Source organism: Microtetraspora sp. NBRC 13810 (assembly GCF_030268685.1).
GTDB lineage: Bacteria > Actinomycetota > Actinomycetes > Streptosporangiales > Streptosporangiaceae > BSRQ01.
Window position 1 is genome coordinate 54,623 of the sequence record NZ_BSRQ01000031.1, and the last position, 26,047, is coordinate 80,669.

Below are 26,047 nucleotides of genomic sequence, written 5' to 3' on the forward strand. Positions count from 1 at the left end.
AGCCCCAGGAATCCTGCCCGGCGTTGTCTTCACCGAGACCGCTTGGGTCCCGGGGTGGGGATCGGTCAGGCGTTGCCGGGTTTGGCGAACTCCTCGATCAGTACGGGATACTGCTCTCCGCCGTGTCCGGCAGCGATCGAGCGGTCGGCCATCGACTTGATCAACTTTGGCAGTTCGGCGTTGACGCCCACCGCCTCGCTCTCCTCGATCAGGTGTGCCATCGCGCGCGCGTCGGTCTCCAGGGCCGACACCTCGGCCGGGAAGGAGCCGCTGTCGATCTGCTCGGCATACCCGGGCAGCCATTCGGCCACGACGGTAGCGATCTGCTGGGCGAACGGCGCATACCTTGCGGCGTCGACACCGGCCGTCCTGAGCAGGGCCGTGCCCTGGAGCCAGGCGTTCAGGACGCTCCACATCATGGCGAGGCCGGCCACGTCGTACAGGGACGCCAGCCCATGGTCCGCGCCGAGGTAGGTGGCGGTGCCGAGCGCGTCGAGCGTTGACCTGTGCGCCTCGAAGTCCGGCTGCGGCCCGCTGTGCAGAATCACCGCCTCGGCGGTCCCGATCGCCGGGGGGATGGCCATGATGGCGCCGTCCAGGTAACGGGCGCCGCGCTGCTCGGCCCACTGGGCGGCTTCCCTGGCCTGGGCGGAGTCGCCCGAGGTCAGGTTGATCACGATCTTGCCGTCCAGCGCGCCGTCGCTCGCGCCGAGCAGTTCGTGCACGGCCTGGTAGTCGGTGACGCAGATGATCGTCAGGGAACTCGCCTTGAACGCGTCGCCAACCGTTGGCGCCAGCCGTGCACCCTGGGCCACCAGTTGGCCGGCCTTCAAGGTCGTGCGGTTCCACACGGTTGTGGGATGCCCGGCTTTCAGGAACGCGCCGGCGAGTGCCCGGCCCATGAGTCCGAGTCCGATGACTGTCACGGGTGTATCGATTTTGCTGTTCATGGCAGCATCGTCAACGTTGATACCGGTGTGAAGGTCAAGTGAGGGTTCGATGCTGATCGGAGAATTAAGTCGCCGGACGGGCGTGAACGCCCATCAGCTGCGCTACTACGAAGCCCAGGGCCTGCTGGAGGCGGACCGGGGCGCGAACGGTTACCGCGAGTACGACGAGAAAGCCGTGCTGCGGGTGAAGCAGATCCGGCACCTGCTCGGCGCCGGTTTGTCCTCTGAGGACATCGCATACCTGCTGCCGTGTGCGATCGGAGAGGCCCCGGAGCTGCTCGGATGTCCCGAGTTGCTGGCCGCGATGCGGTCACGGCTGCAGCGACTGGACGATCAGATGCACAGGCTCGCCCAATCCCGCGACGCCCTTGCCGACTACATCGATGCGGCCGATCGAATGGCCGGCGAGAGCTATCCCCCCTTTCACGATGCCGACCAGGAGTCCGTCCCCGCCTGAGCGAGCTGTTGTGATCGTTTCCCGGGCGGCTCATACGGTGAACGGCCGCGCGTACCGTGCCGAGAGCCCCGCGAGACGCGGGATCACCGGCACGGTACGCGCGGCGGCGGGGATCGGTCAGCGGCCCCAGCCCGGCGTGGTGCCGCACTTGGCGCGTGCGTTGATGCAGACCTTCACGAGCGCGCCGAGCTTCTCCGGCTTCCACGCGTTCATGAAGTCCCCGTGCATCGAGGACGGCATGCCCGACGACAGCGCCAGGCCGTCACCGCCGAGGGAGTCGTAGCCGACCATGAGCGAGATGTTGGGGACCGCGACCGGATAGGCACCGGAGCACCGGCCGTCCTTCATCGGCCCCATGTGCGACTTGTGGTCAGGCGAATCGATGTGCTTGCCGTCCCAGCAGTCCTGGAACATCAGCTGGTAGATCAGGTTGCCGCCCTGTGCGCAGACAGGCCAGTTGCCGTCGGCGCTGCGGCCGATCTCCGCGCTGCCGGCGCACCAGAACTGGCCGGGGGCACCCTTCGGCGTCGCCACGTTCCGCTTCGCATCGCCCTGCACAGCGACCAGACCCGGCGGGAACGGCACGACCTCCGACGGGTCCTTGAGCCGGGCGCCGTAGTACACGCGGAAGTTCTTGATCGGAACCGCCTTGCCGTTACGCAACAGTTGCGGCACCCAGTAGGCGCTGTTGTCCCCAGGCGCGTCGCAGGTCGTGGAACTCGCGAGCAGGTCTGCCGGCGTGGTGGTCGCCGTCACCTTCGGGCCGAAGAAGGTGTGCATGTGGGAGGCGCCAGGCAAGCCGGGCAGCACGATCGGGTCGTCCTTGGCCTGGTTGGACACCGTGCAGTTGGTTTGGAACTCAGGGACGCGCACGATTCCCGCGGGGACCGTTTCGGGTGCGACCTTGTTGTACGCGTCCAGGGCCTTCTTCCACTCGGCCTGGTTCACCGGCACCCAGCCGGCGGTAGGCGTGCCGGTGGTCGGGGTCGCGCTGGGCGTCGGCTTGGTGGGGGTCGCGCTGGGCGTCGGCTTGGTGGGGGTCGCGCTGGGCGTCGGCTTGGTCGGGGTGGCGGTGGGCGTCGGCTTGGTCGGGGTCGGGGTCGGGGTTGACGTGCCCGAGCCGGTGCCGAAGACCTGGAACTCCCACAGCGAGACGCCGTACCGGCCGGACCGCTTGGTGGCGTAGAGCCGCACGTACCGGCCGGTGGCCGACACGTTGACGGTCTGGACGCCGCCCTTGCCCGCCGTGGTGCTGTACACCGTCTTCCAGGGGCCGTTGCTGCCGGTGGCGGTCTGGATCCGGAACGCCGTGGCGTAGGCGTCCTGCCAGTTCATGACGATCTTCTTGATGGCGGTGGACCTGCCGAGGTCCACCGCGAGCCACTGCGGGTCGCTGAACTTGCTGGACCAGCGGGTGCCGGTCTTGCCGTCGACGGCGGCCGCAGCTGACAGGTCACCGCGCTCCGCCGAGGAGGCGATGGCGTTACGGCCCTGCGAGAGGGGCACCTCGGCCGCGGCGGCCGGGGAGGTGGCGCTCAGTATGGAGGTGCCCAGGAGGCCGGTGAGAACACCGGCCAGCGCCAGTCTGCGGACCTGACGTACAGCGGACGCGCGTCGGGCTCGGATGCCGCGCGAGGCGGTTGTGCTCATGGTGAATGGAGTCCTTGTCCTGTCGGGAAGTCCTGAAGGGGACGTCCGGCGGCACTGACTCGCGCCGCCACATAGGAGACCCCCAGGTCGCGACTGGATAACGAAAACTTCCAGAAAGCTCGGAACGTCGTCGTCCGTCCTCCGCCCGGCCCGTCTCCCGACCGGAAGACACCTGCGCGACCTCGGCGCGTTGGACGCCCGCCGATCTGCACCGAGGTCGCGGTGGTGGCCGGGCGAGGTGGGGCGGGTGCACGAGCGGTGGCCCGCGAGGCCGGCCGCGTCCTAGACCTCCCGACGGGGGCGGAAGATCTTCCGTACGCCCGCCGCGATCCAGATCGTGGCCAGCGCGGCGTAGGTCGCGAGGAGGGCCGGAGAGAAGGCGGACGTGACCACCGCGCCGAGGGCCGTCATCGCGAGGAGGATCGCCCAGCCGTACAGGATGCGCCGGCCGACCGGGGAACCGGTGTGGGCGGCCTCCTGGACGGGGGTGATCAGCGCCATGGTCGCCGCCCCGGCCAACCCGACCGCCTCCTGGCCGAGCCCGACGCCCAGGCCGAGCAGGGTCGCGCCCGCCGCCAACAGGCCCAGGCAGAGCATGGACACCCGGGCCGCGGCGCCCTCGAACAGCAGCCGGGTGGCCTTGGCCCTGGCCAGGCGGAGCGTGGTCCAGGACTCGGCGATCCACGCCGCCCAGTGCAGCAGCGCGATGATCACGAACACCAGGATGACCGGTGGCAGCGCGGGCAGCAGGAACACCAGCCGCCAGCCGCCCACGAACCGCCGCCGCAGCCGCGACAGCGTCCGGTGGACCGGATTGCGCTCCTTCAACGCGAACACCAGATGGTCCCTGGCCGCTTCGAAGCCCGGGTCCAGGCGGAGCACCTCGCGGAAGGACTCGGCGGCGGTCCTCGGGTCACCGGCGGCCAGCGCGGCGCGGCCGTAGGCCCAGTGCGCCCGCGTGCTCTCCGGGTCGTTGCTCACGGCCTGGGCGGCGGCGGCCCTGGCCTGCTCGTGCCGGCCGAGCATGGTCAGCGCGATCGCCAGCAGGGCGGCCAGGTCGGCGTCCTGCGGCTCCAGCCCGAGGCCGCGGCCGGCGCACTCGGCCATCTGGACCCAGTTGCGCCGCATCATGTGGACGCGCGCCAGCAGCTCCCAGGAAGGGGCGTACTCGGGGTGGAGGGCGATGCCGGCGGCGGTCGCGCGGGCGGCCTCCTCGATCAGCCCTGCCAGGTAGTACACCTGGCCGGACAGGTAGTGCGGCATCCAGTTGTCGGGCGCGAGCCCCACCGCTTCGCGCGACTCCTCCAGTGCCTCGCCCGTACGGCCCTGCTGGACCAGCGCCAAGCCCAGCAGCGCGTGCGCGCCGACGTGCTGGGGCTGCTCGGTGAGGAGGCCGCGCAGCTCGCGTTCGGCGTCCGCAGGGCGGCCCATCTGCAGTAACAGCCGTGCCCGCGCCAACGGGTCGTCTGTCTTCACCATTTGCGCTGGATCCAGGGCATGAGCTCGTCCCAGGCGCCCGACTCGTTGGCGTGCATCACATAATTGCGCGCGGTGGCCATCCATTCGCGTACCGCCGTGGGCCTGGCCGCCTTGGCCGCGGCCAGCAGGTCGCGGGTGGACAGCGGGATCGGCCGGCCCGCGCGGATCGACTCCTGCAGTTTGATCTCGACCGCCCGGTCCACCAGCCCCTTGAGGTCGGCGCCGACGAACTGGTCGGTGACCTTGGCCACGGCGCCGAAGTCGACCTCCGCCAGCGGCTTGTCGCGGCACAGGATGCGCAGGATCGCCGCGCGTGCCTCCGCGTCCGGCGGCGGTACGAAGACGAGCTGGTCGAACCGGCCAGGACGGCGGAACGCCACGTCGATGTACCAGGGCGCGTTCGTGGCTGCGAGCACCAGGACGCCCTCGTTCGCGCTCTGGTCGACACCGTCCAGCTCCGACAGGAACTGGTTGACGAGCTGCCGGCTGTGCGCCTGCCGCATGTCGGAACGGCGCGCGGCCAGCGCGTCCACCTCGTCGAAGAACAGCACGCAGGGCCGGTGGCGGCGGGCCAGGTCGAACGTGGCGCGCAGGTTCCGCTCGCTGGAGCCGATGTACATGTCGAGAATGTCGGCCAGCCCGACGCTCACGAACGCCGCGCCGAGCTCGCCGGCGGCAGCCCTGGCCAGGTGCGTCTTCCCGACTCCCGGCGGCCCGTACAGCAGGACACCGCCGCCGGCGCGCTTGCCGAAGGCGGCGAACAGCTCGGGCTGCTGGACGGGCAGCAGCAGCTTGACCCGGAGCGCCTCCTTGACCTCGTCCATCCCGGCGACGTCGGCGAAACTGAAGGCCGACCGCTCGACCTCCGCGGTGGACCGCTCGTGGGTGGCCGAGGAAGGCCCCAGGTACGTGGACCCGGCGGGCTGGGGCGGCGGCGCGGGCGACACGGATGGCGCGGATGGCGCGGTGGCGGCGGGTGGCGCGGATGGCGCGGTGGCGGCAGGTAGCGGGATCACCAGGCGGGCCGCCAGGTCGGCGTCCGCGACGGACGGGTCACGCGAGACCGCCTCGTGGTAGCGGTAGGCCGCCTTGTGCACGCTCCCCTCGCCCAGCAGGGCGCGGGCCGCCAGCACCCCCACGCGCGGCGGGTATCCGCCCACGGCGAGCAGCGGCTCCAGCGCAGACAGCGCCTCCCCGTGCGAGCTCTGCCGGACGAATGCCTCGGCCAGCCCGGCCATGATGTCCGGGTCCTTGGGCGCGAGCACGAGCGCGGCGCGGAACTCGGCCTCCGCATCGGCCAGATACCCCTTGTTCAGTAGCTGCTCGGCCAGGTGCCGACGCAGGGGCAGGTTGTCCGGGGAGAGACGAGCGGCCTCGCCCAGCGCCTTCAAACCGGGGTCGTCGACCACGTTGGCCCCTTCTGTTGCGATATCGGTGGTTCAGAGCTCTTCAAACTACCGAAATCGAACTCGGGCGGTGGTCTGTATGTCAGCCTTTGTCGCGATATCACCGCTGGTCTGCGCGAGCCGCCGACTCCACGTCCTCGGGGGCCACTCCCCAGAAGGTCGCTCCACGTCGTCCACTGTTCGCGCTACGTCACCGTTTCGCCCGCTGCTCGCCCACGCAGTGAGCTCAGGGATCGGTTTGAGAAGCGCGACATGCGGCGCGTGGGTGCCGCCGAAATAGCCACAGCCGAATACCGATGTGGCGACGAGGATTCGCCCCGGGCTCCACCCCTCAGAGCGTTCGGATATCGACGGCCCCGCCCGGACCCCGGGTCGAATCACTCGAAGAGAAAACTCAGGTGTTCACGCAGACCGTATCCATCGTGACGCTCCCGTCCACCTCACCAAGGGGGGTGACGACGAGAACGAAAAGTCGAGCTTTGTAGCATTGCGTGCCGGCCGCGTCAGCGGTGTGGACGGTGTAGTTGACCGCGTCGCCGGGACCGAGCTGCCGAAGCCCCGGACTTTTCGAGTCGACCACTCGACTGCCATCGCGAAAAATGCTGATATAGGGTGTCACCAATACCGTGCCGGTGGAACAGCCCACGGTCAGCTTCCCGGTCACGCTGGCCTTTGACGTGGTGTCGTTGAGCGTGACGGTCGCCCTGCAGCCGGGGCTTACCGACTTCGAGATTCCCGCACTCGCCGCCATGGCGCTCTGAGCGGTGAGTCCGAGCATGGCGGCAGCCACGGTGCCGGCCACGGCGATGCTTCTCAACCTGAGTCGCATGAACCTTCTCTCTCGATGAAGCGCAAGACGAGTTCGCGCTGATGATTTGTGCACGCTCATCATAGGAATGGCCCCTTAAGTGCTGCTGAAATGCCACTGAAAGCCTTGCACCGCCCACCCTCAGAGGTTTTGCGATGGCACCGCAGACTCGCCCGTCCGAGCCTGTCGGCCTCGCAACGGAAACGCCCGGGAAACAGCGCCTAGTGTTCGATCGCCTTTCGCAGACAGGATGATTTCCACTGGTTGAAGGGGCTTCACATGCGGAAATGTTCGTCAATATGGCGCGGGGCGGTGGTGATGTGCGCGAGCACGCTGCTGCTGAGCGTCGCCGTCGGCAGCGCGGACGCCACAGGGCGGGATCCCCAGCCCTGCGTCCAGACCAGCGCTCCCAGTCTCCCGCCGCCGACGGCCACAAAGGTCAGCACCGTCGGGCAGGTCTACAACTGTCTCCTGGACCACTACTTCGCCCGTGCCAGGCTCGACAATCGCGACCTGCTGGCCGCCGCGTTCGCGGGCCTGACCACCGAGCTGGAGGGACGCGGCATCGACCAGGCGGACGCCGTGATGCCGCCGCTGGCAGGCGACCGCGCCGCCGACTGGGGCACGTTCGCCGCGGCCTATGAGCGCATCACCTCCCGGTTGCCCGACGACCGGGTACGCCAGGCGGTGGCCGGCGCCGCCATCGACAGCATGATCGGCGGCCTGCACGACAATCACGTCCGCTGGACGCGCGGCATGTCCTCGCCCAGCGAGCCCGGCACGTCCTACGGGCTGGGGTTCACCGCCTCGTCCTCGTCCTATCTGGCCCAGCATTCTCCGCAGCGGGCGCGGGGACCACTGCACATCACCGCGGTCACCGGCGGACCGGCCGCCGCGCAACACCTGCGCCCCGGTGACGTCATCGAGGCCGTCAACGGCGCTCCCCCGTTCGCGGACAGCGTGGTGTCCGTCGGCGCGTTGCGGATGCTCTCCCCCCGCGCGGGCGACGACGCCCCGGTCCGGCTCTCGCTACGCCGTCCCGCGACCGGCCGGACCTGGACGGTCACTCTGCGGCCGGAGACGTTCACACCGGCGACCAGAACGGTCAGCGCCCAGTTGGTGGACGGCGACATCGCCGCCGTCCGGATGAACACCTTCGGCTCCGGGTCCGCCGACCAAGTCCTGGCGGCCATCGCCGAACTCCGCGAGCAGGCCACGCTGCGCGGCGTCGTGCTGGACGTCCGCGGCAACATCGGGGGCCGGGCCGCCGAGGTCCCGCGGCTGCTCGGGGCGCTGGCTCACGGCAGGATCTGGGGCTACCGGTGTGACGTCGGCGAGACCTGTACCCCGCAGCGGACCGACGACAGCGTCCCGCTGCTGGGCCTGCCCGTGGCGGTGCTGACCGACGGGGGTTGCGCCTCGTCGTGCGACGCGTTCACCAGCGCCGTCAAGGGCCTGGAACTCGGCCCGGTGATCGGCGCCCGTACCTCGGGCATGGTGTCGGGGGTCGCCCACCGGTACGCGCTCGATGACAACACGACCGTGAGCATCGCCACCGAGGTCGGTCTCGGCCCGGACCGCGAAAGGATCAACGGCATCGGCGTGCCGCCCGATCACTTCGTACCGTTGACCGCCGGGGATCTGTCCGCCGGACGTGACCCCGCCATGGACAAGGCCGTCGCACTGTTGTGATCCGTATCACATAGGGCGGGTTCGTCGCCCGCACCCGGGCGCGGTGGATCGGCGGTCACCGTTGACGCTTCCGGTGGTCCTGGCCGGCGTGGTTCTGACGGCGGCGTCGGCGCTCCGATGTCAGAGCTGCCGTTGGATCACTTTCGGAGTGTTGTGTTCCGCGGTGGTCTCCATGGCTTGCTTCTCCTCGCCGGTGACCAGGCCGAGGCGATGCAGAATGGCAGCCGATCGCCGCCGGAATCGCCGCGCCTCCTCCAACTCGCCGAGATCGTGGAGCGCGAGCCCGAGCCCCCAGGAGATCTCCGCTTCCCGGTAGTCGGCCACGTGGCCGTCGGCTCGGTAGAGCGTCAGGGCCTGCCGGATGTGCCACACGGCCTCGTCCGGCCTTCCCGCCAGCCGGTACGCCTCGCCGAGGTGTATCCGAACACAAACGCTGTCGACGGTCACCCCGAACTCCTGGAAGATCGTCATCGCCCGCGTGTGCAGATCGATGGCCTCCTCGAACCTCCCCGCGTGCTGGTACGCCAGACCGAGGTGCGTGAGAATCACTCCTTCACGCCAAGGACCGTCATCTCCTGCCTCGCGTGCGGTGCGCAGTGCCCGCAAATGATATTCGATGGCCTTTTCGAAGCGGCCCGACGCGCGATGGGCGATGCCTATCTGATCCAGCAGGGCCGCCTCGCGGGGAGGGTGGCCGTACTCCTGATAGGCGGCGAGCGAATGGTGGAGAAGGACGATTCCCTCGGCCGTCCTACCGGTGCAGATCTGCGTCCAGCCGAGGTCACCGTGCATGTGCGCCAGGAGAAGTCGATCCTCAGTGCATTCGGCGGCCCGTAAGGAGAGCTCGCAGAGGGCGAGCTGCTTGAGCCAGTGGCCCCTCTCGTACAGCGAGACGGTGAAGCTCATGGCCAGCGCGACCGCGAGGCCGGCGGCGGAGGTGCGCGCGACCTGGCCGACGACCGCCAGCACGTTGTCCTCCTCGGCATCGATCCAGGCGTGCAGGTCCTCACTCGTCTTCAACGTCGCCCCTGGATGGGTGAGCGCCCGCGGGCCGACGGCGGTACGCCATGAGCCGCTTCCTTTCACCCTGTCGACGGCGGTACGCGCGGTCGCGAGATAACAGTGCAGGACACGCTCCACGGCCTGCTGCTGAGCCGTACTCGTTTCCTCCTCGTTCGCCTGTTCACGGGCGAACAGCCGAAGCAGGTCATGCAGGCGATATCTGTCCGGCGTGTGGTTCTCCACCAGTTGGGCGTCGACCAGGTGGTCAAGGAGATCCCGGGCCTGTTCGTCGGGGAGGCCCGCCAGCGCGGCGGCCGCGGGAAGGCCGAGGTCCGGGCCGTCCAGCAGGCCCAGTAATCGGAACATTCGTGCCGCCGCGGCACCGTGCGAGCTGGCCGGCAAGTCTTGGTAGCTGCCCTGGAAGCTCGCGCGCACCGCGCGATCGTCCGCTCGCAACTCGTCGAGGCGGCGCCGCGCGGTGGCCAGCCGGCGCGCCAGCGTCGACACCGGCCAGTTGGGCCGGGCGCTCAGCCGGGCCCCGGCCAAGCACAGGGCAAGTGGCAGACCCCCGCAGAGCCGGACGACCTCCGCCGCCGCGGCGGGGTCGGTGGCGATCCTTCCGGCACCGGTCACGCCGCTGAGCAGGGTCAGTCCCTCCACGTCAGTGAGCACATCGAGCGGGACCTGGCTCGCGTCCTCCAGCGAGGTGAGCATCCTGCGGCTGGTCACCAGCACAGCGCAGGTGGAGCTGCCGGGCAGCAGCGGCCGAACCTGCGCCGCGTCGCGGGCGTTGTCCAGCACGACGAGCAACCTCCTGCCGTCGGTCAGGGAACGGAACCGGCCGGCGGCCTCCTCCACGTCCGCGGGCACGGCCGAGTCGGCCACGCCGAGCGAGCGCAGGAACCGGCCGAGCGCCGCCAGCGGCGTGACGGGATCGACCTCCGGGGTAGCGCCCTGCAGGTTCACGTACAGCTGCCCGTCGGGGAAACGATCGGCGACGGCGTGTGCCACGTGAATGGCCAGGGCGGACTTGCCGATCCCGCCCGTCCCGCTGATCTGGCAGATCCTCCTCCGGGCCTGCCCGTCCGCGTCGAGCAAGCCGGTCAGGCAGGCCACCTCGGCGAAACGTCCGGTGAAGGTCGCCACGTCCGCCGGCAACTCGGCGGGCACCGGAGGGGCGTGCTCCGGGCTCCCGTACGCCCACTGCGCCGCGACTGAGTCCGCTTCGAGGATCTGCTGGTGGAGGTTCCGCAGCTCGACACCCGGCTCGATCCCGAGCTCCTCGACCAGTCTGGCCCGGGCGTCACGGTAGACCTCCAGCGCGGCGGCACGCCTGCCGTCCTGGTGCAACGCCGTCATCAGCAGATAGACCAGCCGCTCGCGCAGCGGGTCCTCGCTCAGCAACATCGGCAGCTCGGCCAGCGGTTCCCGGTGACGACCGCATCGCAGGTCGGCCGCGATGCGCTCCTCCAGAGTGGTCAGACGCTCGTCCCGCAATGCCGCTCCGAACGTGTCCTGCAGCCAATCGCCCGCCACATTCGCCAGCGGCGCCCCGCGCCACAGCCGCAGTGCCTGCCGGAGCAGCCCACGGGCCTCTTCCGGCCGGCTCGCCCCGGCTTGACCGACCAGGTCACGGAACCGGTACAGATCCACCCGCAGCGGATCGAGTTCCAGCCGGTAGCCCGGGGGCGACGTGGCCAGTTCGGTGTCCGGCACGGCGACGAGGAGTCGTCGTAGCTTCGACACGTATCCGTGAACGGCGTTGCGCGCCGACATCGGCGGCTGCCGCCCCCACACCGTCTCCACCAGCCGGTCCAGGGAGACCACCTGGCCGGGATGCAGCAGCAATGTCGCGAGCACCGAACGCTGCTGAGCCGTGGAAGGCCCGGTCAGTTTGTCTCCCGCCCAGATCCCGACGGGCCCAAGCAGCCGGAACTCCGTCCCGCCCAGTGCCTCGTGCACCGATTGTCCTTTCGCTCTCGCGAGTGCCTCTGCCGCGCCGCGACTGCCATCACTGGGAGATCGAGACGAGGACGTCGCTTTCAGCGTCACCAGATCACCGTTTCTCACGCTCCGGCGAGCAGTTGCTCCACCGCGTCCGCCGCCGCCCTGGCGCCGCCCGCCGCGGCCAGTTCGCCGCGCATCCAGCTCAGACGCTCGCGCATGTGTTCGCGCGACGCGACGTCCTCCACCGCCTCCCACAGCGTGGAGTCGGTGACCTCCTCGGGCCGCAGCACTCTGCCGAGTCCGAGTTCGGCGATACGGTCGGCGTTGGCCCGCTGCTCGGCCATCTGCGGCACGGCCACCATCGGCACCCCGAAGTGCAGGCTCTCCATCGTGCTGCCCATCCCCGCATGGGTCACGAACGCGCGCGCGTGGCGCAACACCGCCAGTTGCGGCGCGTGTCCGTGCACCTGCACGTTGGACGGGATCGGACCCAGCTCCGCAGGGTCCACCGGCCCCACCGCCAGCACGACCTGCCAAGGCCGATCCGCCACCGCGCGCAGCACCGTGCGGTAGAACCCGGGACGATCGTTGTAACCGGTGCCGAGGGAGACCAGCACCACGGGAAGATCGCCCGACGGCCTCCATCTCCCCTGGTAGGCCCGCTCGGTCAGCGCGGGACCGACGAACCTGTAGCCGCTGCCGAACGTCTCACCGGCGTACTGGAAGGCACGCGGCAGCATCACCAGCCGCAGCCCGGCCCCGTCGCCGCGCATGAAGCCCGGGACATCGGTGATCCCCTCCTTGCGCAGGAAGAGAGCCATCCGCATGGCGAAGAGCAGGAAACGCGGACTGACGGGGTTGAGGGTGGTGTATTTCGCGCCCATCGACCAGTGGTCGTTGCTGACCAGGTTCGGCCAGATCTCCACCGAGGGCACCTGCCAGCGCCTGGCCATGATCCGCCCCCACCAGCCGAGCGTCCCGTCGTGCACCACCAGGTCTGGACGCGTCCCCTGGGAGACCTGTGCCAGCATCGTCCTGGTCTCCGCCAGCAGCAGACGGGAGGCGCGGACGAGCTCCTTACCGTGCATCTGCGGCGCCCGCATGTCTTCGCGCGACTCCCAGGTCGAGGTTATGGGCACCACTTCGGCTCCGGTCTCGGCGACCCGGGCCGCGAAGTCCTTCGTGATGGCGTAGGTGACGCGGTGGCCTCGCCGGACGAGCTCGGCGGCCAGGCCCAGGGTGGGGTTGACGTGCCCCGCCGCGGCCGGGGCGAAGAATGCCAAGGTTGCCATACCGGTGTATTATAATACATGTGTATGGGAAAGGAAGGTCATGCCGAAGAAGGTCGACCATGACGAGCGGCGCCGGCACATCGCCGAGGCCGTGCTGCGCATCGCGGGCCGCGACGGGCTGGACCGGGCAACGCTGCGCGACGTCGCGGTCGAGGCGGGCGTCTCACTCGGCTCCGTGCAGCACTACTTCGGCAGCAAGGACGAAATGCTCCGGTACGTGGTCGGGTATCTGGGCGAGCACGTCACCGCGCGGATCATGTCCCGGCTCTGCGACCTGGACAGGTTCCGGGTACGGGACTTCCTGTTCTTGATGGCGGCCGAGATGCTCCCGCTGGACGAGCGCCGCCGCGCCGAGCGCCGCGCCGGTCAGGCTTTCGTCGCACGGGCCGTCGACGCTCCCGAACTGACCGAGGTACTACGGGAGGGCCACTCCTTGCTGCACGACCGGGTGACCGAGTTGATCATCCAGGCGCAGCGAGACGGGGAGATCAAGGCCGGACTCGACGCCGGACACGAGTCCGTCGCACTCCTCGCCATGATCGAAGGGCTGGCCTCAGACCTCCTGCTCGACATATGCGCCCCCGAAAGCGCACTCGAAACCGTGCACTACCACCTGAACCGACTGACGACCTCCCCATCCTCCCGGCCTTGACCACCAGACGGATCGCCAGGAGGACTCGGCCGCGATACGCCGGATCGCGGCCGCGGCCCGGACCAGCCCCCCGCTCGCGAGTGATCCGCCCCACAACCAATCGCACAGCACCACCCTGACCGCCGGCACTCCCACGGAACAGAGCAGGGGTGGTGTACCTGTCCTGGCACACTGCTTGGTGTATCTCCGGTGGCCAAGCAGATAGGTGCCGCATGGGGCAGGACGAGGTTTCGACTTGGGACGGCGTCACTCAGCGGTCGAGTTACAGCGACCGGGTGATCGAGGGACGCGACAAGCTGGCCGACGCGGCACGTGACGGTGACTGGTCTACGGTCTTCGATCTGCTCGAAGCGCGCCCCGACTGGATCAACGGCGGCAGAGTCGGCGGCAGCAGCGGATACGCCCCACTTCACCAGGTCGCCCGGCACGGCGCTGACGCCGACATCGCCCACCAGTTGGTCGCAGGCGGCGCCTGGCGCATGCTGCGCACGGCTCAAGGAGAGCAGGCGGTCGACATCGCTGATCGCATGGGACACCATCATCTCCTGGTACCGCTTACGCCAGTTATCCGCCACCGGCTGCCGGTCGAGACCATGAGGTCGATCCAACGGCATTTTCACACGCTGATTCACGACCGCGCCGGCGATCTGATCACCTGTCAGCAGTTGCGACTTCCCGAGCTGGAAACACTCACCGAGCAACGGAACCCAGCCTGCTGGTTTGCCGTCCCCGGCATGCATGGCGGTTTCAGCTATCGACTGGAGCAAGCCGAACTGACCGTGGAAAGCTGGTGTCGCGTCGTTGAGGGATCGGGTCAGCGGCACGTTATCGACGAACACGGCGCACGGCTCGTTGCCGAGGGATTCGTCTGATCAACAGAATCCAGAGGTCGGTTTATTCAACATGGCGCCGGTGACATCCGCTACCGGTCGATGAGTCCGGCGCGGACCTCTTCCAGGCGCACAGGGACATTTCCTCAAACCCTCAAAGATCACCGAGTGACACCGTTTGACGCACCGCGCCTACCCGACGATCCGGACCGGCCCAGCCACGCCAGACACGGCCGACGCGCCCCCACAAGAGCCGCGGATGCACAGGTCCCTCCCGCGAACTTCGCCATGACGGCGGGGGCGGCATGACCTGGCTCAACGAGACCGGTCGGCACATCAGTCTGGTCACCTTCCGCAAGAACGGCCAGGCCGTCCCCACCCCGGGCGCGTTCGTCGTAGACGGCGAGGAGTTGTTCGTGCTGACGGCACGGAACAGCGGCAAGGTCAAACGAGGGAGCGTTGACCGCCGAAGCAGTCGCCGCGTCGCCACCGGAAGTCCTGACCACGAAACGCCTGATCACTGTTCATGCCACGCGAGCCTGAGGAACTGACCGCATGGAAATCGGACTGTCGAGCTATGGTGCCGCGCCCATCCCGGAGCTCCTGACCGAGATCGAGCGCGCAGCGGCGAACGGCTTCTCTCGCTTCTGGCTCGGTGAGCACGGCGGATGGGATCCACTGACGGTGTTCGCCGCACTGGGCGACCGCGCACCGGACATCGAACTGGCCACGTCCGTCGTGGGGACCTACCCGCGACATCCTCTCGCCCTGGCCGCCCAGGCGCTGACCGCACACGCCGCAACCGGTGGGCGGCTGACCCTCGGCATAGGTCCGAGCCACGCACCGGTCGTCGAAGGCAGGTACGGGCTGACCTGGCAGCCCCCCGTACGGCACACCCAAGAAATACTGGACGTCCTCCGCCCCGTCCTGCGGGGCAGGAGGTAGAGGTCCGCGGTCCGTCGATCACAGCGGTCGGCGGCGTCGCCACCCCAGAGGTGGACCCGCCTTCCCTCCTGCTCGCCGCGAACGGGCCTCGCATGCTCGCCCTCGCCGGCGAGCGAGCCGACGGCGCGCTCACGATGTGGACGACGCGGCCCTGCCCACCTTCCGCGCCTTGCTCGATCGGCAGGGCTCCACAGGACCGGACGACACCCTGGTCGCCGGCGACGAGACCCCTGTGGAAGAAACGGTAGGCCGCTTCGCCGATGCCGGGGCCACCGAGCTGATCATCTTCCCCGTCGGACTTCCCGAGGATCAGCACCGCACGATCGCCCTGTTCGCCGATCTCGTCAAAACACACCGCCGGTAGAACCGGCGTCTCAAACGAGAGCTCGCGTCCCACTCAGATACCTACCAAACCTCACGGCTGAAAGCGCGACTCCTCCGAAGCAGCTAGGCAGCCCGAACAAGCAGTCGGGTTGCCGTCACACCAGATGGAACTCCCCGGCCATGATCGGCTCGGGGCGTTCGGGCTGTTCAGGTGCTGTGGTCAGGGGCAAGGTCTCACCAACCTTCTGATCCGCGGAAAGGTCAGATGCCTGGTCAGCGGCGTTCCACCCTGCTCAGGCGGTGGTTGCGGGTCGGTACCGTGTGATCGTGAACGGCAGCGTTGCCGTATCGGCTGCTGTACAGCGCCTCCTCCGCTGAGCTATGGGACGGCCTCTCAATCCGCCGGCTCTTATAGGTAGTCAGCCAGTCGACCACCTACAAGTGGCCATGCTGGAGCACTGAGACCTTGATGTCACATAGGCAGATCCGTTCCCATGCGGCATCCAGATGCAAGAGTGGCCGGATCCGGTCACGCGGCAATCCAGATGCAGGTGCCACGCGTCTCCCACGCACCGCCAGAACTCTGGAGAAGTCGTGACGTATCCCCCGCAGGGCTCACAGCCGCCGCACGGCCAGCACCCTCAGCAGCCCTATGGCCGTACACCGCACGTACCGCAAGGGCATCTCCCACAGCAGCAGCCCTACGGGGACTATCAGCCACGCCTCGGCTACCCGCCACCCCCACCGCCGCCGCGGAAGAACAACACCGGGCTGATCATCATGCTGGTCATCGGCATCCCGCTCCTGCTACTCGGCAGCTGCGTGGCAACTGTGACTGCCCTCGGCAGCAACACCACCACGATTGCCGATGAGCGGCTGCGCTCTGCCCCCGACCAAGCGCAGCCTGCTGATACCTCAGCCCCCGCGGCGACCACACAAACCACTCAGCCCACAGAAGTCCAGCAGTCTCAGGAACCGCCTACTGAGCAGGGCCAGGTCGCCAAGGTCGGCGAGACCATCACCGTCAAGGGGCGAGAGCCCGGCGTCCAGGTCGCTGTCACCCTTAATCGGGTCATTGACAACGCGACCTCGAACAACCAGTTTCTCCAGCCCGATGCCGGCACCCGGTACGTTGCCGTCGAACTCACTCTCAAGAACGTCGGTCAACAGGTCTACACCGACTCTCCGATGTTCGGCGCTGACCTGATCGACGCCGAAGGTCAGCAGCATCGCACTACGTTGGCCCCCATCACCGAAGGTGTCTCCTTTAGCGGATCGATCACGGTATCCCCAGGTGACTCTCGTAAGGGCGTCATCGTGTTCACAGTTCCCAGCAGTGCTAAGCCCGCGAAGCTGCAGTTCGGGGTCATGTTCCAACAGCAGAAAGGCGAATGGCAGCTCGATTGAAAGACCAGGAGGGCAAGAAGGGGGCCGTTGCGAAGCGCAGTGATGACCGCTGCCGGGACAGGCAAATTACTTACGCTCTGCGGATCCGTTGGAGTGATGGGGTTGAGCTGTTCGACTGGGACCGCACTGACCTGTCCACACTGGATACCTTCATGCTGCGCCTGGTCTTTCACGCACCGCGAGCAGCGGTAACCGGACGCGCGAATAGAACAGGGACTCCGTACAACCTGCCATGCCCGCGACCACGAAGACCGACACGAACCCCGACACCGCGGCCGACAGCACCAGCAACCCCATGACGCCGTTCAGCTCGTCGCGCGCTCCGGCGCCGGCGACCACCAGGCCGCTGCCGGCCACCAGCATCACGGCCAGGAGCACCGCCGCGAACGAAGCGGCAAAGCCCGTGCGATTGGTCCGGACGTTGTTCCAGGCGAGTACGACTGTCACCGATGGCCGCCCAGCCGCACGCCGATCTGATCGACGGAGGGCCTGTTCAGGGCAGGTGTGCCCATAGCCGAGCATCCTCTACGCGGCCAGCTTTCGGGTGTCGTGGTGCCGATCTCCTCGTGTGAGCCGTGAGACGGATGATCCCCGGGACGGGGAGAAGTCGCCGCGCAGGGTCCAGAACCGCGATCATCAGCCGGAACGACCGGACGGACCTCGACGTCATTCCCCGCCATCGGCGCTCACAGCCAGTCGTGCTCACGCGCGTACCGTGCCGCTTCGTGCCGGGTCCGGGTCTGGGTCTTCTGCATCGCGTTCGAGAGGTAGTTGCGCACCGTGCCCTCCGCCAGGTGGAGTCGGGTGGCGATGACGGCGACCGAGTAGCCGTCGCGGGTCGCTCGCAGCACGTCGATCTCGCGGTCGGTGAGCGGGCAGTCGTCGATGACTGCGAGGGCGGAGACGTCCGGGTCGATCCATCGCTTGCCCTCGTGCAAGGTCGCGATGACCGAGACGATGTGCGCCGGTTCCGCGGACTTGCTGACGAAGCCCTGTACCCCGAGTTTCAGTGCCTTGCGCAGCACTCCGGGCCTGGCATGGCGGGTCAGCATGAGGATCACCTGCTCCGGCCGTGCACGGCGGATCTCCGCGACGGCAGCGAGTCCATCCATACCGGGCATCTCCAGATCGATGACGAGCACGTCGGGCAGGTGTCGCAGCGTGGCCTGGACGGCCGCCTCACCCTCTTCCGCTTCGGCGAGCACGGTGATCTCGCCTTCGAGAGGGAGCAACGCCGCCAGCGCCTTGCGCAGCAGCGCCTCGTCGTCGGCGAGTACCACGGTGGTCATCGATCGTCCTTCCCCTTCTCAGAGGGCAGTGTCCGAACGGCCGTGCGGGAACGCCGCGGCCGTCAGGAAACGCCCGTCTTTCTGCTCCACCGTCAGTTCGCCTCCGTTGCTCATCACTCGTTCCCTGAGCGTGGCGAGCCCCCGCAGTTCGGGCGGCGGAGCCTCCCGCGCGCCGTCGTTGACGATCGCGATGCCCGACTCCGACAGGGTGATGCGCACCTGCTCGGCTTGCGCGTGCCGCAGGATGTTGGTCGTCGTCTCCCGCAGGACCTGGCCGAGCAGCTCGCCCGTGTACGCGTCGACCTCGGCCTCACGGTCGACGCGCACCCGGATGCCCGCGGCCTCGAAGAGGTTCTTCGCGTTCTCCAGCTCCGCGGACAGGTTGAGCCGCCGCTGCGCGTAGGCGAGCTCCTTGGTCTGGGTGATGGTGTCACTGACCAGGGCATGCACCTCGCGCAGCTCCTGCTCCACCCGTTCGGCGTCGCTGTGCACCAGCTTCTGGGCCAGCGCGATCTTCAGCTTCACCACATGCAGCGTGTGGCCCTGGATATCGTGCAGATCACTGGCGAAACGCATGCGCTCCCGGATGACGGCCATCTCGGCTTCGCGTTCTCGCGCCTCCTCCAGCTCCGCAACGAGGCCGTAGAACCTCTGATTGGGGAACATCAGGCCGGTCAGCACCGCGGTGACGCCCGCGGGGACGATGACGTATCCGATCAGAACACCGGAGACGTCTTCCTGTGTGACCAACAGCCTCGCCGCGCCCACCGCGGCGACGTAGACGGTCAGCGCCAGGGCCGCCCGGCCTCGGTGGCGCGGCAGCTGGGGGACGGCGAGGGAGCCCACGATCAAAATGCCGTAGAACGCCGTGGCACTGTCCATCACCAGCACTCCGAGGGCCCATACGGCCGCGGTGACGATCAGGCAGGGGAGCGCGACGCGGGCGATGTCGCGCGCCGCCCACTGTACGAAGGTCACCAGGGCCGCGACCACGCCCACCCCCAGGACAACGGCCTGCCACCAGGTCTCGGCGTCCGTCGCCACCAGCAGCGCCCCTACGACGGCGAGCAGCGGCAGGAACATGACGAGATTGAGCCTGCGCAGCCGTCCCCGCGTCCTCTCGGTGCGCTCGGACATCGTGGGCGCCCCTGCCCGAGCCGACCACGACCCCACGCCGTCAGACATGAGACCGGCGCCGAGGCAGTGGAGGAAGAACGCCGCGCAGACCACGACCAAGGCGGTCATGTTGACCGTCAGCGGAATGCGTGTCCATGGGTGGCTCTCCAGGAGAGAACAGCGGGGTCTGCCCTCAGTATTCTTCCGGTTCCGTGGTGGGCACCAGTGACGCTGCGTCATACGTTCACCCGAGGAATGTCATGGCGAGGTGGTGACGTGGTCGCACTGCCCGGTGGGCGCGGCGGCTGCTGGGATCGACGGCATGTCCTCGACACCAGTGATCGACGTTGAACGTCTGAACCTCACCTACGGCGACTTCCACGCCGTGAAGGACCTGTCCTTCCAGGTACGGCCCGGAGAGCTCTACGCGCTGCTCGGCACGAACGGGGCGGGGAAGACCTCGACCCTGGAGACCGTCGAAGGCCACCGCGCCGCCACCTCGGGCACCGTGCGGGTCTTCGGGAAGAGCCCGCGCGACCGGCGCGCCGTGCGGCCCAGGATGGGCATCATGCTGCAGGAGAGCGGATTCTCGCCGGACCTGACGGTGCAGGAATCGGTCCGGCTGATCGGAAAACTCACGCAGCGCACCGACCGGGTCGAACGCGTGCTCGGCGTCGTCGACCTCACCCGCAAGGCCGGCACCAAGGTGTCCCAGCTCTCCGGCGGCGAGAAACGACGCCTGGACTTCGCCACCGCCATGTACGGAACACCTGAGCTGATCTTCCTGGACGAGCCCACCACCGGTCTGGACATCCAATCCCGAGACGACCTGTGGGACGTCGTGGACAAGCTGCGCGAAGACGGCTCCACCGTCGTGCTCACCACGCACTACCTGGAAGAGGCACAGCAGCGCGCCGACCGCATCGGCCTCATGCACAAAGGCGCCCTCCACCGAGAGGGAACCGTCTCCGAGCTGACGCGAACGCTGCCGGCCGCCATCCGCTTCTCCCTCGCGCCCGCCGCACCCGCGCCACCGCTGCGAGCCACGCGCGAGGGTGACGGGACGTTCCTCATCGAGACCTTCGGCCTGCAAGAAGACCTGCACACCTTGCTCCGCTGGGCGCAGGACCACGAGGTGGAGCTGCGAGAACTCCAGGCCGGACCGACCCGGCTCGACGACGTCTTCCGCGCCCTCGACAGCGAGTAGCCCCGATCCCTCCCAGCGACAAGGACCTTCGCCATGCTCTCGATCGCTCTCAGTGAGCTGATCCAGATCTTCCGGAACCGGCTGGTTCTGGTCACCAGTCTCGTCATGCCTGTGGCGGTCAGCGCGGTCTTCATCTACCAGCATGAAGGCTTCGCGGCCCTGGGCAGCCTCGGATACATCGCGGCGGTGGTCATGTTCACCATCGGGGCGTTCGGGCTCTACACCACCACGGTCACCACCCTGGCCGCACGTCGGCAGAACCTCTTCCTCAAGCGGCTGCGCTCCACCGCGGCGGGCGACACCGCCATCCTCTCCGGGCTGCTCCTCCCGATCACCGTCATCTCGCTGGTCCAGGTGGCCGTGATCATGACCGCGCTGGCCGCGGTCACCGGCGAACCGGACAACGTCCTCCTCCTGGTGGCGGCCACCCTCTCCATGGTGATCATGATGCTCGGCCTGGGACTGGCCACCGCCGGAGTGACGAACTCCCCCGAACACGCCCAGGTGACCACACTGCCCGTCAGCCTCGGCACCATCGCCGTGACCAGTTGGGTGGGGATCACCGGCACCGAGGAGCTCGCCCTGCTCAAACGGCTGCTTCCGGGCGGCTCGGCCACCGAACTGGTCCTCAACGCCTGGAACGGCGGCGCCCCTCTCACGGAGTCCCTGATCCTCCTGGCGCCCACGCTGGGCTGGGTCATCGTCGCCGTCGCACTGGCCTCGCGGATCTTCCGCTGGGAGCCGCGCCGATGACGGCGATCGGCGTGGATCACCCATGGGCGCGGATGACACGACACCGGCCGGCCCGCGCCGGACGCCACACGCCGGCCCCGGCGACACCCATCGAGACCGGAGACCAAGGAGTTCACCACCATGTCGACTGACCATGCCGGCCACCCGCGGCAGCCGGACCCGGCCGGTACCACCTCTCCGGCGCGCCCGGGCTGGCCCGAGATCGTGGTCGGCCTGCTCGCGATGGCGGCCGCCACGGCCGTGGCTCCGTTCTTCGGCCCGCTGGGGCTGGAGCTGGACACGGTGGTGTACGGGCTGACGCTGGCCGCCTGGTCGGGCATCGTCTGCCTCATCGGCTTCGCCGCGGCCGTGCTGATCCGCATCCGCTCCTGGGGCGTCTTCGGCGTGCGCCGCACCACCTGGCGCTGGATGGGCATCGGCGCGGTCGCGGGCGTGGTCGCGTTCGTGCTCAAGGGCGTGGTGAACTACGTCGTCATCACCCTGACCGGCTTCGACGCCGACCCCCAAGGCCCGTACTACGACGCGGCCGGCGGCGGCGTGCTGCCCCTGATCCTCACCCTCGCCTTCCTGGCCGTCCTCACCCCCATCGGTGAGGAGTTCCTCTTCCGCGGTGTCGTCACCAACGCCCTGCTGCGCTACGGACCCGTCGTCGGCGTCCTGTCCAGCTCGGTGGTCTTCGCCCTCTTCCACGGCATCAACATCGCCATGACCACGGCGCTCGTGGTGGGCGTCATCGCCGCCGAGGTGATGCGCCGCAGCGGGTCGATCTGGCCCGCGGTGGCCGTCCACGCCGTCCACAACACGGGCCTACCGCTGTTCGTACTGCTCACCGGAAGCACCGGGCCCGGCTGATCGCGTGAACGCGGCCGGTCCGCGCCGCTGCCAGCCCGTGGCCGGTGATCTGCCTTCCGGGTGGTCGGTACAACGAGGGCAGCACCCGCGCAACCGCCTCGTTGAAGCGAATCCGCAGGGGTTCACAGCTTCGGACCAGCCTACGGCTGTTGGAGTCTCCCACTTGCGTGCGGGCCACTGTCCCGACTCCTTCTCAATGGCGATGACTCGATCCAACTCGGCGTATACCGACTTGAGTAGGGCACCGACCTTCGACTGAAGCAAGGATGCTGTCCCTCCGGAAGGCGTCGCGCGCCAACTGGCGCTCACGCTTGTACTGCCGATCCCTTACCTCCGCCTCCCGCTTGGTCGTTAGTCGTTCCTTGGAGATCGTGAGGATTGACGTGCTGAGGGAGCCAAGCAAGACTCCAAGGAACCCGAAGAGCGCCTCTGCGGGCATGTCGGATCTCTTCCGTCCGTCGCCGTCAACAGCGGCCCGTTTGTACCACTGCGTGAAGCTTCGGCTATGCGAGAGCAGAGAGGCAGCCGCTTGAGGAGAGCGCGGCCGGAACCGTTCCGCCAGCTGATCTGACCTGGGCGAACAACCTGTACCAGTGCCGCCCCCCGCTTGATCATCCCGTGCATGTCCCGCAATCGCGCCATCGCCGCCGAAGCCCGCTTCAGGGCCGCGATGGTCGAGGCAGGCCCGCCACGCCCAGCACCTGGCCGCCCGTCATCAAAAGACCCTGGCACGCCATTACCAATCCTCCTCGCAATTAGGGATCGGGCGTGCGGCGTGGCTTGGGGCCGGCTGAAGGCTTTCGCTTGCTTGATGGACGGGCCCACCCTCTGCGCCAAGATGATCACTGCGTCATTCGCTCCTGCGGTTCAGTTGAGGTCGCCTTGCGCCACGTCTCCGCGACCTCCGAAGGGTTTTGCTGATAGAGGTTGCGGAAGAGCATTATTGCCACGCGGACGAGATCGGGGAGATCCCGCTCTACAGCGATCTGGAGGCCTTCCACAATTAATGCACAGGCCCTTCTCAAGTTGTTCTGATTCACTTAGCAACTGGTTAATTGACAACGCGGCTGGTGGCCGAGTCCACCGAGTGGACCTCAGGGTTGGCAAGAGCAAGCGTGCGCCTGACGTCCTTCGGACGCCGCCTGCCGGTGACCGGGCTCGCGCTCGACGTGCGGCGGGAGTCTGTCTCCCCTTGCGACAGGCGGCGTAACCAGTTGCCGCGGTGCCCATCACCGTGGCCGCGACCGTCGACGGCCCACGCCGGTGTCGAGATGAACCGTCGATTCGACATGCTCGAATGCCCCGTGAGGAATCCGTCGATCAGCCAGGAAAGTCCACGAATCGAAACCCTTGACAAGGTGTCTCGCATTTATCAAGGCTATGATCAGGTACCAAATCGAAGAGGATTCGAGTTATTCGAATGGTGGCGACAGAAATGCCGACGACGAGGAAGTCGTCGACCACGCTTGCACCGGGCGAGGAGTGGACCTGGGGTTCGCCGACGACGGACATCGTCACGAACGTCGACGCCATCCGATACGACTCGGTCTACCGCTGGATGACCGACGTCGAGCAGCCGGCTCACCCGCAGACGCCGACCGACCGGTATCCCGTCACGGGGGCCGCGCCTCACGCGCGGCCCCGAGGCCCGGAGCGGCACGAACGGACGCCTTGCTCAACGGAGAAGGAAGCACAATGAGAGCAACAACTCGCAATCGCAGGCGTCGCTCGGCCGTGGCGGCCCTGAGCGCGGTCACCCTGGGGGCATCTCTGCTCCTCGCCTCGACCTCGGCCGCCGCGGACGGGCCCAGCGCCTCGATCATCTTGGGCGAGGTCAACGAGGAGAACGGTCTCCGCCAGATCGACCAGGGTGACGGCACGACCGCACCCGTGACGGTTGGCGGGCTGAGCGCACGCGCGACCGTGGAGACCTCGGCACCGGCGGAACACATGTATTTCCAGGTCGACGACGCGGTCGCCTTCGATGGCGCGTTCGTCGCGTGCCTGCAGTTCGAGTACTTCGACGAGGGCGGGGCCACATTCCGCGTCCAGTACGACTCGACCAGCAGCGCGTACGGCTCGACGGGTTCGGTGAACCGCACCGGGTCGAACACGTGGAAGACGGCGGGCTTCGAGCTGATGGACGCCCGGTTCGCCAACCGCGAGAACGGCGGCGCCGACTTCCGCGTCGAGGCGGGCTCGGCCGGGGTGACCTTGCACAGCGTGAAGTTGACGATCATCCAGGACGACGACGGCGTGACCCCGCCGTGCGCGGCCGCCTCGCCCGAGCCGGAACCCGTCACCCCGGACTGGCAGCTCAAGTATGTCGAGCAGTTCGGGAAGCCGATCCGCACTGAGGCCAGCCCGTGGGTGCTCGACGACTACAGCGAGCCGGTCGACGACTTCAACGACGACAACGGCGACCTCTACCGCCTTCAGCTCGGTCCCAAGTTCGACGCGGCGATGGGGACCATGCGGACCTACCGGCAGGAGACCGAGTTCGGCCGGGACGGCTGGCTCACGGCGTCCCTCTCGGCGCGCGAGAGCGGCGGGCGGGTCGACGACAGCTACACCGACCCTGCCGAACGTCCGTCGATCGTGACGGAGTCGCTGAAGAACGCGGGCTCCGTCGCCAAGATCACCGTGCCCAACCACACAGGTGGCGCGATCATCCGCAACACCGAGCCGCTGCCGAAGTACTACCGCATCGAGTACGACCTCAAGACGCTCGACTTCGGCGGCTTGCGTAACGGCTCGCTGTTCTACGACGGCAAGTACAACGGGTACGCCCTCGGGGAGTGCAAGACGTTCTACCCCTGGGTCAGCAACCCGAACGACATCGAACCGGCCGACCCCTGCGCCACACGCTCCGTGCGGGAGGACAGCAACGAGGCGTACAACGCGTTCCACTTCATGTCGATCCTGGACTTCCCGGCGATGCCCCGGAACCTGGCGATGTACCACTGGCACCGCAAGGTGCTCATGGACCAGTTCAGCCCGGCCCCGTCCCGGAACACGGACGGCTACGACGTCTGCAACTCGCGGACCGGTGAGAAGTACCCCTGGGACGAGAGCAACCGCACCACGGTGAACATGCTCTTCTTCACGGGTTCGCTCGGTCAGTCGCAGACGTTCGTGACGAGCTGCGACCGTCGGCCGGTTTCCGGCGTGCAGAAGTCGGCCGTGGAGCTGCAGCCCGAGCTGATGCCCAAGCAGGACTACACGTTCGCCATCGAGCGCACCGAGGCGGGTTACACGCTCGAGGTCAGCGGCAACTTCAAGAACGTCGGCAAGCAGACCTACCGGTTCACCCGGGGCTTCATCGACGACGACGCCGGCGTGGTCGGGGCGAACGTCCCGATCTTCCACTACAACGTGGACGCCGAGGAATACAACGGCCAGTTCAACACGTCGCACACCGCGCGGGGCGCATTCGGCTCCAAGACGTGGGACAACCAGTGGCCGGCCGGCTCGGCCTACCCCGACTACTTCGTCATCGGTGAGCCGTACACGAACGTCGGTGAGGGGCAGGCCCGCATCGACAACATCCGGCTGTACGTGCCGAAGAAGTAGGCACGGGAAGGTCGCGGTCGAACTGACGCAGCCGCGCCCCTGGGACCTCAGACTGCACCCAGGGGCGCGGCCTGCGCTCCGAGTTCACGCGATCCTTCAGGACGTCCACCCGAGGATCGCGATGCAGATGGCTTCGCCACAGCCAGATCGCCGTCACGATGAACGTCTACAGCGAGGTCTCATCGGAGAAGCCACAGGAGGCGCTCAAGATGCTCTCCTAGCTGTATTTCGCTACTGTACGGAACCAGAAAGGCCACTTCCGATCATGGGAAGTGGCCTTTGCCCTGGGTGGGGTGTTCACGAGTGGGTCTGGCCTGGGACGGAAAGATAGCGTAAAGATCGCTTCCCGCACGGAAAGTGATCGTTTCCCGCATTGAGCGTCGTGGAGCTCTTCATGCTGGAGACGATCGTGTTCC

General features: G+C 68.0%; 23 protein-coding genes. 13 read left to right on the forward strand and 10 right to left on the reverse strand.

Annotation, left to right across the window (positions count from 1 at the left end; all coding sequences use genetic code 11):
* Window positions 1-65: 65 nt before the first annotated feature.
* Window positions 66-926, reverse strand: a complete 861-nt coding sequence (locus QSK26_RS38990; protein ID WP_285780392.1) for an NAD(P)-dependent oxidoreductase — start codon at window positions 924-926, stop codon at window positions 66-68.
* A gap of 73 nt (window positions 927-999) precedes the next feature.
* Between QSK26_RS38990 and QSK26_RS38995 the strand changes: the two genes are divergently transcribed.
* Window positions 1,000-1,407, forward strand: coding sequence for a MerR family transcriptional regulator (locus QSK26_RS38995; protein ID WP_285780393.1), 408 nt, complete (start codon window positions 1,000-1,002; stop codon window positions 1,405-1,407).
* 117 nt (window positions 1,408-1,524) lie between these two features.
* Here the strand turns inward: QSK26_RS38995 and QSK26_RS39000 are convergent, their stop codons facing one another.
* The 4 genes from QSK26_RS39000 to QSK26_RS39015 form a co-directional block, all read right to left on the reverse strand.
* The gene (locus tag QSK26_RS39000) at window positions 1,525-3,057 is read right to left on the reverse strand and encodes a DUF1996 domain-containing protein (RefSeq protein ID WP_285780394.1); all 1,533 of its coding nucleotides are present in this window, start codon (window positions 3,055-3,057) and stop codon (window positions 1,525-1,527) included.
* Window positions 3,058-3,339: 282 nt separating this feature from the next.
* A complete protein-coding gene (locus QSK26_RS39005) occupies window positions 3,340-4,536 on the reverse strand; it encodes a tetratricopeptide repeat protein (RefSeq protein WP_285780395.1) in 1,197 nt (398 codons plus the stop codon).
* Complete coding sequence (locus tag QSK26_RS39010) at window positions 4,530-5,945, reverse strand: AAA family ATPase (protein ID WP_285780396.1); 1,416 nt, start codon at window positions 5,943-5,945, stop codon at window positions 4,530-4,532. Before QSK26_RS39010 ends, QSK26_RS39005 begins: the two co-directional genes overlap by 7 nt.
* 391 nt (window positions 5,946-6,336) lie before the next feature.
* Window positions 6,337-6,744 (reverse strand): hypothetical protein, encoded by a 408-nt coding sequence (locus tag QSK26_RS39015; RefSeq protein ID WP_285780397.1) that lies wholly within the window; start codon window positions 6,742-6,744, stop codon window positions 6,337-6,339.
* A 285-nt stretch (window positions 6,745-7,029) separates the two neighbouring features.
* Between QSK26_RS39015 and QSK26_RS39020 the strand changes: the two genes are divergently transcribed.
* Entirely contained in the window at window positions 7,030-8,442 is a 1,413-nt protein-coding gene (locus tag QSK26_RS39020; RefSeq protein WP_285780398.1) for a S41 family peptidase, read from the forward strand.
* 120 nt (window positions 8,443-8,562) lie between these two features.
* Here QSK26_RS39020 and QSK26_RS39025 read toward each other — a convergent pair whose 3' ends face one another.
* Together QSK26_RS39025 and QSK26_RS39030 are read right to left on the reverse strand one after the other, a co-directional pair.
* Window positions 8,563-11,496, reverse strand: a complete 2,934-nt coding sequence (locus tag QSK26_RS39025) for an AfsR/SARP family transcriptional regulator (RefSeq protein WP_285780399.1) — start codon at window positions 11,494-11,496, stop codon at window positions 8,563-8,565.
* Between the two features lie 14 nt (window positions 11,497-11,510).
* A complete protein-coding gene (locus QSK26_RS39030) occupies window positions 11,511-12,683 on the reverse strand; it encodes a macrolide family glycosyltransferase (protein WP_285780400.1) in 1,173 nt (390 codons plus the stop codon).
* A 40-nt stretch (window positions 12,684-12,723) separates the two neighbouring features.
* Here QSK26_RS39030 and QSK26_RS39035 point away from each other — a divergent pair, with 40 nt between their 5' ends.
* The 6 genes from QSK26_RS39035 (at window position 12,724) to QSK26_RS39060 (ending at window position 16,841) form a co-directional block, all read left to right on the forward strand.
* Complete coding sequence (locus tag QSK26_RS39035) at window positions 12,724-13,335, forward strand: TetR/AcrR family transcriptional regulator (protein WP_285780401.1); 612 nt, start codon at window positions 12,724-12,726, stop codon at window positions 13,333-13,335.
* Between the two features lie 212 nt (window positions 13,336-13,547).
* Window positions 13,548-14,207: an ankyrin repeat domain-containing protein gene (locus tag QSK26_RS39040; protein WP_285780402.1), complete on the forward strand. Its 660-nt coding sequence runs from the start codon at window positions 13,548-13,550 to the stop codon at window positions 14,205-14,207.
* 263 nt (window positions 14,208-14,470) lie between these two features.
* Complete coding sequence (locus tag QSK26_RS39045; protein WP_285780403.1) at window positions 14,471-14,716, forward strand: PNPOx family protein; 246 nt, start codon at window positions 14,471-14,473, stop codon at window positions 14,714-14,716.
* Between the two features lie 4 nt (window positions 14,717-14,720).
* The gene (locus QSK26_RS39050) at window positions 14,721-15,110 is read left to right on the forward strand and encodes an LLM class flavin-dependent oxidoreductase (protein WP_285780404.1); all 390 of its coding nucleotides are present in this window, start codon (window positions 14,721-14,723) and stop codon (window positions 15,108-15,110) included.
* Window positions 15,111-15,246: 136 nt separating this feature from the next.
* Entirely contained in the window at window positions 15,247-15,474 is a 228-nt protein-coding gene (locus QSK26_RS39055; RefSeq protein ID WP_285780405.1) for a hypothetical protein, read from the forward strand.
* A 554-nt stretch (window positions 15,475-16,028) separates the two neighbouring features.
* Entirely contained in the window at window positions 16,029-16,841 is an 813-nt protein-coding gene (locus tag QSK26_RS39060; protein WP_285780406.1) for a DUF4352 domain-containing protein, read from the forward strand.
* Between the two features lie 150 nt (window positions 16,842-16,991).
* Here QSK26_RS39060 and QSK26_RS39065 read toward each other — a convergent pair whose 3' ends face one another.
* The 3 genes from QSK26_RS39065 to QSK26_RS39075 all read right to left on the reverse strand — a co-directional run bounded on the left by QSK26_RS39065 (window position 16,992) and on the right by QSK26_RS39075 (window position 19,267).
* Window positions 16,992-17,288, reverse strand: a complete 297-nt coding sequence (locus QSK26_RS39065) for a hypothetical protein (RefSeq protein WP_285780407.1) — start codon at window positions 17,286-17,288, stop codon at window positions 16,992-16,994.
* A 239-nt stretch (window positions 17,289-17,527) separates the two neighbouring features.
* On the reverse strand, window positions 17,528-18,130 hold the full coding sequence (locus QSK26_RS39070; protein WP_285780408.1) for a response regulator transcription factor: 603 nt from the start codon (window positions 18,128-18,130) through the stop codon (window positions 17,528-17,530).
* Between the two features lie 18 nt (window positions 18,131-18,148).
* On the reverse strand, window positions 18,149-19,267 hold the full coding sequence (locus QSK26_RS39075; RefSeq protein WP_285780415.1) for a sensor histidine kinase: 1,119 nt from the start codon (window positions 19,265-19,267) through the stop codon (window positions 18,149-18,151).
* A 301-nt stretch (window positions 19,268-19,568) separates the two neighbouring features.
* Between QSK26_RS39075 and QSK26_RS39080 the strand changes: the two genes are divergently transcribed.
* The 5 genes from QSK26_RS39080 to QSK26_RS39100 all read left to right on the forward strand — a co-directional run bounded on the left by QSK26_RS39080 (window position 19,569) and on the right by QSK26_RS39100 (window position 25,631).
* Window positions 19,569-20,453, forward strand: a complete 885-nt coding sequence (locus QSK26_RS39080; protein WP_285780416.1) for an ABC transporter ATP-binding protein — start codon at window positions 19,569-19,571, stop codon at window positions 20,451-20,453.
* Between the two features lie 33 nt (window positions 20,454-20,486).
* The gene (locus QSK26_RS39085) at window positions 20,487-21,206 is read left to right on the forward strand and encodes an ABC transporter permease (RefSeq protein ID WP_285780409.1); all 720 of its coding nucleotides are present in this window, start codon (window positions 20,487-20,489) and stop codon (window positions 21,204-21,206) included.
* Between the two features lie 120 nt (window positions 21,207-21,326).
* On the forward strand, window positions 21,327-22,058 hold the full coding sequence (locus QSK26_RS39090; protein WP_285780410.1) for a CPBP family intramembrane glutamic endopeptidase: 732 nt from the start codon (window positions 21,327-21,329) through the stop codon (window positions 22,056-22,058).
* 1,420 nt (window positions 22,059-23,478) lie between these two features.
* Window positions 23,479-23,757 (forward strand): hypothetical protein, encoded by a 279-nt coding sequence (locus tag QSK26_RS39095; protein ID WP_285780411.1) that lies wholly within the window; start codon window positions 23,479-23,481, stop codon window positions 23,755-23,757.
* Entirely contained in the window at window positions 23,754-25,631 is a 1,878-nt protein-coding gene (locus QSK26_RS39100; protein ID WP_285780412.1) for a hypothetical protein, read from the forward strand. Before QSK26_RS39095 ends, QSK26_RS39100 begins: the two co-directional genes overlap by 4 nt.
* The last annotated feature ends 416 nt before the right edge of the window (window positions 25,632-26,047 follow it).

What these genes read in the sequence shown, in the direction of transcription:
- QSK26_RS38995 (WP_285780393.1), top strand. Translation starts at nt 1,000, where the DNA reads ATGCTGATCGGAGAATTAAGTCGCCGGACGGGCGTGAACGCCCATCAG.
- QSK26_RS39000 (WP_285780394.1), bottom strand. Translation starts at nt 3,057, where the DNA reads ATGAGCACAACCGCCTCGCGCGGCATCCGAGCCCGACGCGCGTCCGCT.
- QSK26_RS39005 (WP_285780395.1), bottom strand. Translation starts at nt 4,536, where the DNA reads ATGGTGAAGACAGACGACCCGTTGGCGCGGGCACGGCTGTTACTGCAG.
- QSK26_RS39020 (WP_285780398.1), top strand. Translation starts at nt 7,030, where the DNA reads ATGCGGAAATGTTCGTCAATATGGCGCGGGGCGGTGGTGATGTGCGCG.
- QSK26_RS39030 (WP_285780400.1), bottom strand. Translation starts at nt 12,683, where the DNA reads ATGGCAACCTTGGCATTCTTCGCCCCGGCCGCGGCGGGGCACGTCAAC.
- QSK26_RS39035 (WP_285780401.1), top strand. Translation starts at nt 12,724, where the DNA reads ATGCCGAAGAAGGTCGACCATGACGAGCGGCGCCGGCACATCGCCGAG.
- QSK26_RS39040 (WP_285780402.1), top strand. Translation starts at nt 13,548, where the DNA reads ATGGGGCAGGACGAGGTTTCGACTTGGGACGGCGTCACTCAGCGGTCG.
- QSK26_RS39045 (WP_285780403.1), top strand. Translation starts at nt 14,471, where the DNA reads ATGACCTGGCTCAACGAGACCGGTCGGCACATCAGTCTGGTCACCTTC.
- QSK26_RS39050 (WP_285780404.1), top strand. Translation starts at nt 14,721, where the DNA reads ATGGAAATCGGACTGTCGAGCTATGGTGCCGCGCCCATCCCGGAGCTC.
- QSK26_RS39070 (WP_285780408.1), bottom strand. Translation starts at nt 18,130, where the DNA reads ATGACCACCGTGGTACTCGCCGACGACGAGGCGCTGCTGCGCAAGGCG.
- QSK26_RS39075 (WP_285780415.1), bottom strand. Translation starts at nt 19,267, where the DNA reads ATGTCCGAGCGCACCGAGAGGACGCGGGGACGGCTGCGCAGGCTCAAT.
- QSK26_RS39080 (WP_285780416.1), top strand. Translation starts at nt 19,569, where the DNA reads ATGTCCTCGACACCAGTGATCGACGTTGAACGTCTGAACCTCACCTAC.
- QSK26_RS39085 (WP_285780409.1), top strand. Translation starts at nt 20,487, where the DNA reads ATGCTCTCGATCGCTCTCAGTGAGCTGATCCAGATCTTCCGGAACCGG.
- QSK26_RS39090 (WP_285780410.1), top strand. Translation starts at nt 21,327, where the DNA reads ATGTCGACTGACCATGCCGGCCACCCGCGGCAGCCGGACCCGGCCGGT.
- QSK26_RS39095 (WP_285780411.1), top strand. Translation starts at nt 23,479, where the DNA reads ATGGTGGCGACAGAAATGCCGACGACGAGGAAGTCGTCGACCACGCTT.
- QSK26_RS39100 (WP_285780412.1), top strand. Translation starts at nt 23,754, where the DNA reads ATGAGAGCAACAACTCGCAATCGCAGGCGTCGCTCGGCCGTGGCGGCC.